Source organism: Thiobacillus denitrificans (assembly GCF_001530125.1).
Classification (GTDB): Bacteria; Pseudomonadota; Gammaproteobacteria; order Burkholderiales; family Thiobacillaceae; genus Thiobacillus; species Thiobacillus denitrificans_C.
Genome location: NZ_LDUG01000061.1, coordinates 7,523 through 16,122 on the forward strand (window position 1 = coordinate 7,523; position 8,600 = coordinate 16,122).

At 61.1% G+C, this 8,600-nt stretch carries 11 protein-coding genes; 3 read left to right on the forward strand and 8 right to left on the reverse strand.

The features are described from left to right. The 3 genes from minC to minE all read left to right on the forward strand — a co-directional run. Nucleotides 1-257, forward strand: a 257-nt coding sequence (minC, locus tag ABW22_RS16035; RefSeq protein ID WP_082709044.1) for a septum site-determining protein MinC, incomplete at its 5' end; no start/stop codon positions are given. 24 nt (nucleotides 258-281) lie between these two features. Further along, entirely contained in the window at nucleotides 282-1,097 is an 816-nt protein-coding gene (minD, locus tag ABW22_RS16040; protein WP_059759238.1) for a septum site-determining protein MinD, read from the forward strand. 1 nt (nucleotide 1,098) lies between these two features. After that, a complete protein-coding gene (gene minE, locus ABW22_RS16045) occupies nucleotides 1,099-1,353 on the forward strand; it encodes a cell division topological specificity factor MinE (protein WP_059759242.1) in 255 nt (84 codons plus the stop codon). A gap of 62 nt (nucleotides 1,354-1,415) precedes the next feature. Here minE and ABW22_RS16050 read toward each other — a convergent pair whose 3' ends face one another. The 8 genes from ABW22_RS16050 to nirB all read right to left on the reverse strand — a co-directional run. Then, complete coding sequence (locus ABW22_RS16050) at nucleotides 1,416-1,631, reverse strand: hypothetical protein (protein ID WP_059759246.1); 216 nt, start codon at nucleotides 1,629-1,631, stop codon at nucleotides 1,416-1,418. A gap of 436 nt (nucleotides 1,632-2,067) precedes the next feature. Further along, nucleotides 2,068-2,358 carry a hypothetical protein gene (locus tag ABW22_RS16955; RefSeq protein WP_082709046.1) on the reverse strand — a complete coding sequence of 97 codons (291 nt, stop codon included), beginning with the start codon at nucleotides 2,356-2,358 and terminating at the stop codon, nucleotides 2,068-2,070. Beyond that, entirely contained in the window at nucleotides 2,348-2,818 is a 471-nt protein-coding gene (locus tag ABW22_RS16055) for a type II toxin-antitoxin system HicB family antitoxin (protein WP_059759249.1), read from the reverse strand. The genes ABW22_RS16955 and ABW22_RS16055 overlap by 11 nt, the downstream gene beginning before the upstream one ends. 20 nt (nucleotides 2,819-2,838) lie before the next feature. Next, entirely contained in the window at nucleotides 2,839-3,093 is a 255-nt protein-coding gene (locus ABW22_RS16960; protein ID WP_082709048.1) for a type II toxin-antitoxin system HicA family toxin, read from the reverse strand. 296 nt (nucleotides 3,094-3,389) lie between these two features. Continuing rightward, entirely contained in the window at nucleotides 3,390-5,069 is a 1,680-nt protein-coding gene (locus ABW22_RS16060; RefSeq protein ID WP_059759252.1) for a bifunctional protein-serine/threonine kinase/phosphatase, read from the reverse strand. Nucleotides 5,070-5,189: 120 nt separating this feature from the next. Next, the gene (locus ABW22_RS16065; protein ID WP_059759257.1) at nucleotides 5,190-6,401 is read right to left on the reverse strand and encodes a nitrate/nitrite transporter; all 1,212 of its coding nucleotides are present in this window, start codon (nucleotides 6,399-6,401) and stop codon (nucleotides 5,190-5,192) included. 93 nt (nucleotides 6,402-6,494) lie between these two features. Beyond that, on the reverse strand, nucleotides 6,495-6,842 hold the full coding sequence (nirD, locus tag ABW22_RS16070; protein WP_059759259.1) for a nitrite reductase small subunit NirD: 348 nt from the start codon (nucleotides 6,840-6,842) through the stop codon (nucleotides 6,495-6,497). Between the two features lie 11 nt (nucleotides 6,843-6,853). Beyond that, nucleotides 6,854-8,600: nitrite reductase large subunit NirB (gene nirB, locus ABW22_RS16075; protein WP_082709049.1), on the reverse strand; the 1,747-nt coding region annotated here is incomplete at its 5' end.

The window sequence follows — 8,600 nt, forward strand, 5'->3', positions numbered from 1 at the left end:
TGGCGGCAGTCAACCCCGGCGCGGAAGTGATCGCCGACGGCAGTATCCACGTGTATGCGCCGCTCAAGGGCCGGGCGCTCGCGGGCGCGCGCGGCGACGTCACGGCACGGATTTTCACCACGCATCTCGAAGCCGAGCTGGTCTCGATCGCGGGCGTGTATCGCACCTTCGACACGGCGCTGGACGCCGCCGTGGCGAAGAAGCCGGCGCAAATCCGCCTGGCCGATGCGAGCCAGATCATCATCGAATCTCTCTAATCCCCAAGAAAAAAAGGAAGCTCTGTGGCCACCATCATCACCATCACCTCCGGCAAGGGCGGCGTTGGCAAAACCACCACCAGCGCATCGATCGCCAGCGGCCTTGCACTGCGCGGCTTAAAAACCGCGGTCATCGACTTCGACGTCGGCCTGCGCAATCTCGACCTCATCATGGGCTGCGAGCGCCGCGTGGTGTACGACTTCGTCAACGTCATCCAGGGCGACGCCAACCTGCACCAGGCGCTGATCAAGGACAAGCACGCCGACAACCTGTTCGTGCTGCCCGCCTCGCAGACGCGCGACAAGGACGCGCTCACCGAAGAAGGCGTGGAGAAGGTGCTGAAGGACCTGGAACACCAGGGCTTCGACTACATCGTGTGCGATTCGCCCGCCGGCATCGAGCACGGCGCGGTGATGGCGCTGACCTTCGCCGACGAGGCCATCGTCGTCACCAACCCGGAAGTCTCCTCGGTGCGTGATTCCGACCGCATCCTCGGCATCATCCAGTCGAAAAGCCGCCGCGCCATCGAAGGCCGCGAGCCGGTGAAGGAACACCTGCTGGTCACCCGCTATTCGCCGAAGCGCGCGCACGAAGGCGAAATGCTGACCTACACCGACATTCAGGAACTGCTGCGGATTCCGCTGCTGGGCGTCATCCCCGAATCCGAGGCCGTGCTGCACGCATCCAACCAGGGCATCCCCGCGATCCACCAGAAAGACACGCCGGTGGCCGACGCCTACCTGGATGCGATCGGCCGCTTCCTCGGTGAAACGCACCCGCTGCGTTTCGTCGACTACGACAAACCGGGCCTGTTGAAGCGCCTGTTCGGAGGCAAGTAATATGTCCTGGCTCTCCCACATTTTCGGCGAAAAGAAAGCCACCGCCTCGGTCGCCAAAGAGCGCCTGCAACTCATCATCGCGCGCGAGCGCGTGGGCCTGTCCGGCCCGGATTTCCTGCCCGATCTGCAAAAGGACCTGGTCGCGGTGATCTCGAAATACGTCAAGATCAACCCGGAAGACATCAAGGTCGGGCTGGAAAAGCAGGGGAATTTCGAGGTGATCGAAGTCAACATCGTGCTGCCCGAGATACGCTGACCCGCGCACGACCCTGCAGGGTGGGTCGTTCCAGTCGCGCGAGTCGCCGCGCGAGTTTCACGCTACAGCATGGCGAATGGAACAGCCCACAAACCCTCGCCAAAAGGCAGCGCCTGGTCGCCATCATGCAATACGATGCCGCTGACAAATCTCTTCCCGGTCAGGGTTTGTAGTTTCTTGAGTCCACGGAAATCATCGTGGGTGACAGTGGCAGCAGCTTTGACTTCGATACCGATAAGCTGACGATCCGTGCTTTCGAGCACGAAATCCACTTCCACCTGGTCGTATCAGCATGTCGTCCAAACAGGAATTCAACTTGATTTTATTTCCTGAAATCCAGGAAAATCAAAGGGCCAGGCTTACATTAACTTTGCCATGAGGGCACCATGCCCCGGCTCATCATCGCCCTCGGGCGACGCTACGTGCAATACATCAACACCATCTACTGCCGCACCGGCACCCTGTGGGACGCTATGACCGCAGTCGGCCATCAACCATCACTGGCGGAGCGGGGAAAATGCGTTACTGGGCGGCAGCTGTAAGTCAGTAAGTGGCCAGGCGTTAAATCGGCGCGTATTTCTGATGATCGGCCTTAGCGGACAAGCCTACTCAGGCTGGGAGTCCGCCAGTTGCCGCTGAGAATGATCGCTTCTAAAAAATCCGAAGTATCACTTCCGACACTGAACAGACTGCAGGGCACCACAAATTACAACACTATTTAACGGATTTCTTACGAGACCCTTTCTTTGGATTGACCTCTGAAGCATCCACAGTTGCAGGTCCAGCCTCAGTTGAAGCCATTAATCCGATCTTAGAAACCCCAATCATTGCACCTGGAGTTAGGCTTTCTTTTGGCCCAACGGGGCCAACACCAATTTGGAATTCAACCAACACATTGTATAGCCCCTCATGGATTCCATAGTGCCGTACTAATACAGCACCAAGTTCATGAATAGAGAGCGGTTCGGCGACTGGTTGTACTGGGCTTTTATTGTCACTGGGCATAATTAGAAGTCCCCATGGTTTTCGTCCTCCACTGCTGCGGGGACTGAGTGGATAGCGTTGACACGAGTGTGTCCATAGATTCCTGAGGCAAATTAACTGTTACAAGAATGTTGTGATTCACGTCCGCGTTGGCGTAGAGAAAGGCACTTAAGGCACTCACGACAACATCGTTAAGCTTTACTTTGTCAGTCAAGGCACGGAGTACTGCATCCTTATGCATGGCCGGCGGAATACGCACATTAAATTGGCCTCTTAATGGTTTTTGCGGTTCCCGGCCAAGGCTTGAGCACGTTTCAATGTAGTCGTCGACCGCCGCTTCAAACTCATATTGAAGCTTCGCAGGAGTGTCGGCCTCGTACGTAACAAGGTCATCAATGAACAATATCTTCCCTCGGCAAACCTTGCGTTCCATGTCAAGTTCTGCCGTTCCCTCATAGTCCTTATATTTGAGAACATCCATTCTTCCAACTTCCTAAGTAATTAAATAAGTTCGTACTTTTTCAGATGTTCAACCACATCAGCAATACAGCCTTTATCCACGTCTGGGGAGGGGTGAGGCTGATGGCAGATAATGAGGGCGTCTTTGCCCTTGTGAAAAAATTTCCTACGAGAACCACTTCCGGGCAGCATTTTGTAACCCAAATGTTCCAGAAACCCTTTCAATTCATTCCACTTAATGTCCGCCGGTGTAGGCTTCGCAGACAATTTCTGAAAGGTTTTGTCGTGCTTTGCCATGCGGTTGTTAGAGTAAGGTTATACTAAATAGTTGCCTATTGTAACTAGAAATTAGTTACAGGCAACGTGTTTAACAAGGTCAATCAAAAATGTTGCAGGTGCGCCACTTGCTCGCCCGCGTGAAGACTTGGGGACAGCCCACGGCTTCAGGGCTCGATAACAGTCTGTAAAGGCCGAGGAGCCGAAGTCCACGGCCAACTGGCGAACGGCGGCTCCACCTCAGATAGCTGACCTTCATGGGACCGATGGCCGAACGGCCCTTCGGGTCGGAAGCAGGCTCTAGTGGATCTGTGCCTTCAACTTGCCAGCAGCAAAAACAGCAACAGCAGATTCAGCGTGATCGAAGCGGCCGCGACGAGCGGCCAGGCGCCCGCCGGGGAACGCTCGATCAGTGGCGTGCGGCGACGCAGGAGAGGATTGGCTTCGCCGCGTTCCAGTGCGAGCAGCATTTCTTCGGCGGTCTCGAAACGTTGTGCCGGAACGCGCGCAACGGCTTTCAGGATGACGTTTTCCAGCCAGGGCGGCAGGTCGGGACGGGTGCGGGCGGGCGGCACCGGCTCGCCGAATTTCGGATGCTGGAACGGTTCGATTTCGCCGTACGGGTATTTGCGCGTGAGCAGGTGATACAGGGTGGCGCCGACCGCGTACAGGTCGGTTTGCGCATTGGCCTCGGCGCCGCCGAACAGTTCGGGCGCCATGAAGCTGGGGGTGCCGGGCTGGGCATGGTCTTCGCGCGCGTCGAGCGTGGGGCAGCGCGCCACGCCCAGATCCAGAATGCGCAGCTTGCCTTCGGCGTCGACGTGCAGGTTGGCGGGCTTGAGGTCGCGATGGACGATGTCGAGCCGGTGCAGCGCAGCGAGACCCTTCAATACGCGAATGCCGAGCGTGACCACCTCGACCGGAGAAAAGTGCTGGCCGGCGTCGAGCTTGTCCTGCAGCGTCGCGCCGTCGAAATAGCGCACCGCGAAATAGAGAAAATTGCGCCCGGGCAACGGCAGCACGTCGGGGAAATAATGCGAGTGCACCCGCTTCAGGAACCACTCTTCGGCGAGCAGCCGGCACGCGGCGTCGGCGTCACCCTGCAACACCGGCTGCAGGGTTTTGAGCGCCCAGCGCTGCCCGGTTTCGGCATGGCGCGCCCGATAAATCAGGGAGTCGCGGCTGCTGTGGAGTTCGGCCTCGACGATGAAGTCGTCGAGTCGCGCACCGGGCTTGAGCTTGCCCGGAAGTGGCAGTTCGTGTGCTTCGATGAGTGGGGCGTCGGCCTCGCCCACGGCGACGACACGCGCCACCAGGGCGCTGGCATTATCCTGCCCGCCGCGTGCGTGGGCCGCCTCCACCAGCGCATCGGCAGCACGCTGCGGTGCAGCGTACAGTTTCAATAGACGATGCAGCTCCAGCTGGCCGAGCGGCTCCCACACGCCGTCGCACACCAGCAGAAAAATGTCGCCTGGCGCAAGCTCGCCTTCGCCGAAGTCCGGCAACACATGGGTATCAAGTCCAAGCGCGCGTTTCAGCACATGCGACATGCCGGGGGTTTCCCACACGTGGTCGGTGGTCAACGCATCGAGCGTTTCGCCGCGCAGGCGATACAGACGGCTGTCGCCGACGTGGGCATAGTGATAGCGGCGGCCGCGCAGCACCAGCGCGGTCAGCGTGGTCGCCATGCCGCCCGGATCGACCCGCGAGGCGGTCTGCCCATGCAGCCAGCGATTGATGGCACCCAGCACCGTTCCAAGCGCGCGCGGGATCTCCCAGGTGTCGGGCGTGGCATAGTAATCGGCCAGCAGGTTGCGCACCGAAGACTCGGCCGCCTCGCGGCCATGCGTCCCGCCGGACACGCCATCGGCCACCACGGCGAGCATTCCCTTGGTCGCCGCCAGCCGCGCATCCGGCTCGACAAAGCCGCCATAATCCTCGTTACGCTCGCGCGGCCCGGTTGCGGTGGCGTAGCCGAATTCGAGGGTCAGGGGCATGGGAGCTGAGAGTCGAGAGTGGTGAGTCGAGAGTGGTGAGTGGTGAGGTGCGCGGTGAGCGGATTATAGAAGCGTCCGGCTACCGGCTCTCGACTCTCCGCTCTCGACTCTCGACTCGTCCTAAACCCTTGCGCCTGAAACCGCCACTGCGCCCCAGGTGGTACGCCAGCGGGTCTTCACCTTGGACAGCCCGACAAGCGCGACAAAACACAGTCCGGCAAAGATCAGCAGACCCTGCTGATAGTCGCCCGTCTGCCCCTTGATATACCCCAGGCTGGCGGCCAGATAGAAGCCGCCGACGCCGCCGGCCATGCCGACCAGCCCGGTCATCACGCCGATTTCCTTGCGGAAGCGCTGCGGCACCAGCTGGAATACCGCGCCGTTGCCCACGCCCAGGCTGCCCATCGCCAGCATGAACCCGGCGAGCGCCAGGCCTGCGCTGGGCGTACCGAAGCTGACGATGATGAGGAAGATGCCGGCCAGCAGGTACATGGCGAGCAGGGTGCGGATGCCGCCGATGCGGTCGGCCAGCATGCCGCCCATGGGGCGCACCAGCGAGCCGGCGAACACGCAGGCGGCGGTGAAATACCCCGCCTCCACCGGCGCCATGCCGTACTGGTCGTTGAAGTAGATGGTGAGGCTGGACGCGAGCCCGACGAAGCCGCCGAAGGTGACGAAGTAGAAGAACATGAACCACCACGCATCTTTGTCTTTGAGTACGTTCATGTACTGGTGCAGAGATTTTGGCTGCGGACAGTCAGGGGCATCCTTTGCAAACACCAGGTACACCAGGAAAGCCAGGCCCAGCGGGATCAGCGCCAGCCCGAACACATTGCCCCAGCCGTAGGCCACCGCCAGTCCCGGCGCGAACAGCGCCGCCAGCACGGTGCCGGAATTGCCCGCGCCGGCGATGCCCAATGCCGTGCCCTGATGCTGCGGCGGATACCAGCGTGACGCCAGCGGCAGCGCCACGGCAAAGGCCGCCCCGGCAAAACCAAGCGCCACGCCCAGCATGAGGATTTCGCGGTAGCTGTGGATGCCGAACAGCCAGGCCCAGGCCAGCGCAGCCATCACCACCACCTGGCCGATCAGTCCCGCTTTTTTCGGTTTGAGATGATCGACCAGGATGCCCATGACGATGCGCAGCAGCGCGCCCGCCAGCACCGGGGTGGCCACCATCATCCCCTTTTGCGCAGCGGTGAGGCCGAGCGAGGTGGCAATCTGCACGCCAAGCGGCCCCAGCATGACCCACACCATGAAGGCGATGTCGAAATACAGAAATGCTGACAGCAAAGTGGGGGGGTGCCCCGCTTTCCAGAAATCACGCGTCATGGAAATCTCCGTCCGGGTGTTGCGTAGTGTTGAAGCAGGCCGTCATGCGCCCTGCCCCTTTATGCCCCGCCGTACGCGGGGCGGTTCATCGGCTCAGGCAGCGGCAGGCTCGACGGCGGCGAAATCCAGCCACACGCGGCCATCTTCGACCTTGACCCGAAACTCGCGCGCGCAGCCCTGGTCGGGTGCCACCGCGCAGCCGGAATCGAGCTCGATGTTCCAGTTGTGCATCGGGCAGGCGACTTTCATGCCGTGCACGATGCCCTGCGACAGCGGCCCGCCCTTGTGCGGGCAGCGGTCTTCCAGCGCAAAGATTTCATCGTCCGCGGTGCGGAACACGGCGATGTCGAGGCTGCCGTGACGCACCACGCGGGCGCCGAGTTTGGGGATGTCGCCCACTTGGAGAATGGCGACCCACGGGTTCAGATCAGTTGGGTTCATGGTGTCTTCCTTCAGGCGGCGACGGTTTCAAATTCATGTTTCAGCTTGCCTTCCTTGGCGCGCTCGAGCCACGGGTCGCGTTCGACCGACAGCGCGAACAGCAGGCGCTCGTACAGCGCGCGCCGCCCTTCGGCGTCGTCGAGGACTTTCTTTTTCACGTAGTCGAGGCCGACGCGCGCGACGTAGTGCACGGTGCGGTCGAGGTAGCGCGCTTCCTCGCGATACAGCTGCAGGAAGGCGCCGGTGTACTCCAGCACCTCGTCGGGGGTTTTCACCTTGACCAGGAACTGCGCGACCTCGGTCTTGATGCCGCCGTTGCCGGCGACGTAGATTTCCCAGCCGGAATCAACGCCGATGATGCCGACGTCCTTGATCGCGACTTCGGCGCAGTTGCGCGGGCAGCCCGATACCGCAAGCTTGACCTTATGCGGCGCCCACATCTTGAAAAAGGTCTTCTCCAGATCGATACCCATCTGCGTCGAGTCCTGGGTGCCGAAGCGGCACCACTCTGAACCGACACAGGTCTTCACCGTGCGCAGCGCCTTGCCGTAGGCGTGACCCGATGGCATGTCGAGGTCGGCCCACACTTTGGGCAGGTCTTCCTTCTTCACGCCCAGCAGGTCGATGCGCTGGCCACCGGTGACATGCACCGTGGGAATACTGTATTTCTCTGCGACCTCGGCGATGCGGCGCAACTCGGACGGTGTCGTATTGCCACCCCACATGCGCGGGATCACCGAATAGGTGCCGTCCTTCTGGATGTTGGCGTGGGCGCGTTCGTTGATGAAGCGCGATTGCGGATCGTCCTCGGCCTCACCCGGCCAGGTGGCGATCAAATAATAGTTGAGCGCCGGGCGGCAGCTGGCGCAGCCGTTGGGCGTGCGCCATTCCATGAAGCGCATCACCTGCGGAATCGTCAGCAGCTTGTTCTGTTTGATCGCCGCGCGAACTTCCTCATGGGTGTGGTCGGTGCAGCCGCATACCGATTTGGTCTTCGGCGTGGCGGAATAATCGCCACCCGCGGTGACCGCCAGAATCTGCTCCACCAGCCCGGTGCAGGAGCCGCACGAACTCGACGCCTTGGTGTGCTTGCGCACGTCTTCCAGCGTGAACAGTCCCTTTTCGCGGATCGCCTTGACGATGTCGCCCTTGCACACGCCGTTGCAGCCGCACACTTCCATGTCGTCGGTCATGCTGGAGGCGCGGTTGTGTCCCTGGTGGCCGAGGTTGCCGCAGTGGTCCTGGCCGAACATCAGATGGTCGCGCAGCTCGTCGATGTTCTTGCCGTCGCGCAGCAGCGAGAAATACCAGACCCCGTCGACGGTGTCGCCGACCATCACGCCGCCGACCAGCTTGTTGTCCTTGATGACGAGTTTCTTGTAGACGCCGCCGATGGGATCGGAATAGAGAATCGCTTCGGTGCCTTCGCCGCCGATGAAGTCGCCGGCCGAAAACAGGTCAATGCCGGTGACCTTGAGCTTGGTCGAGGTGATCGAACCCTGGTAGCGGCCGATGCCGTAATGCGCCAGGTGGTTGGCGCACACCTTGGCTTGCTCGAACAGCGGCGCGACCAGGCCGTAGGCGATGCCGCGGTGCGCGGCGCATTCGCCGATGGAATAGATGCGCGGATCGAAGGTCTGCATCGTGTCGTTGACGACGATGCCGCGGTTGCAGTGCAGGCCGGACGCTTCGGCGAGCGCGGTGTTGGGGCGGATGCCGACCGCCATGACGACCAGATCGGCGGGGGGATCGTCGCCG

Bases quoted from the DNA above. Each gene is read 5' to 3' on its own strand.
- minE (WP_059759242.1), top strand. From the start codon at position 1,099: ATGTCCTGGCTCTCCCACATTTTCGGCGAAAAGAAAGCCACCGCCTCG.
- ABW22_RS16955 (WP_082709046.1), bottom strand. From the start codon at position 2,358: ATGCCCAGTGACAATAAAAGCCCAGTACAACCAGTCGCCGAACCGCTC.
- ABW22_RS16055 (WP_059759249.1), bottom strand. From the start codon at position 2,818: ATGGATGTTCTCAAATATAAGGACTATGAGGGAACGGCAGAACTTGAC.
- ABW22_RS16960 (WP_082709048.1), bottom strand. From the start codon at position 3,093: ATGGCAAAGCACGACAAAACCTTTCAGAAATTGTCTGCGAAGCCTACA.
- ABW22_RS16060 (WP_059759252.1), bottom strand. From the start codon at position 5,069: ATGCCCCTGACCCTCGAATTCGGCTACGCCACCGCAACCGGGCCGCGC.
- ABW22_RS16065 (WP_059759257.1), bottom strand. From the start codon at position 6,401: ATGACGCGTGATTTCTGGAAAGCGGGGCACCCCCCCACTTTGCTGTCA.
- nirD (WP_059759259.1), bottom strand. From the start codon at position 6,842: ATGAACCCAACTGATCTGAACCCGTGGGTCGCCATTCTCCAAGTGGGC.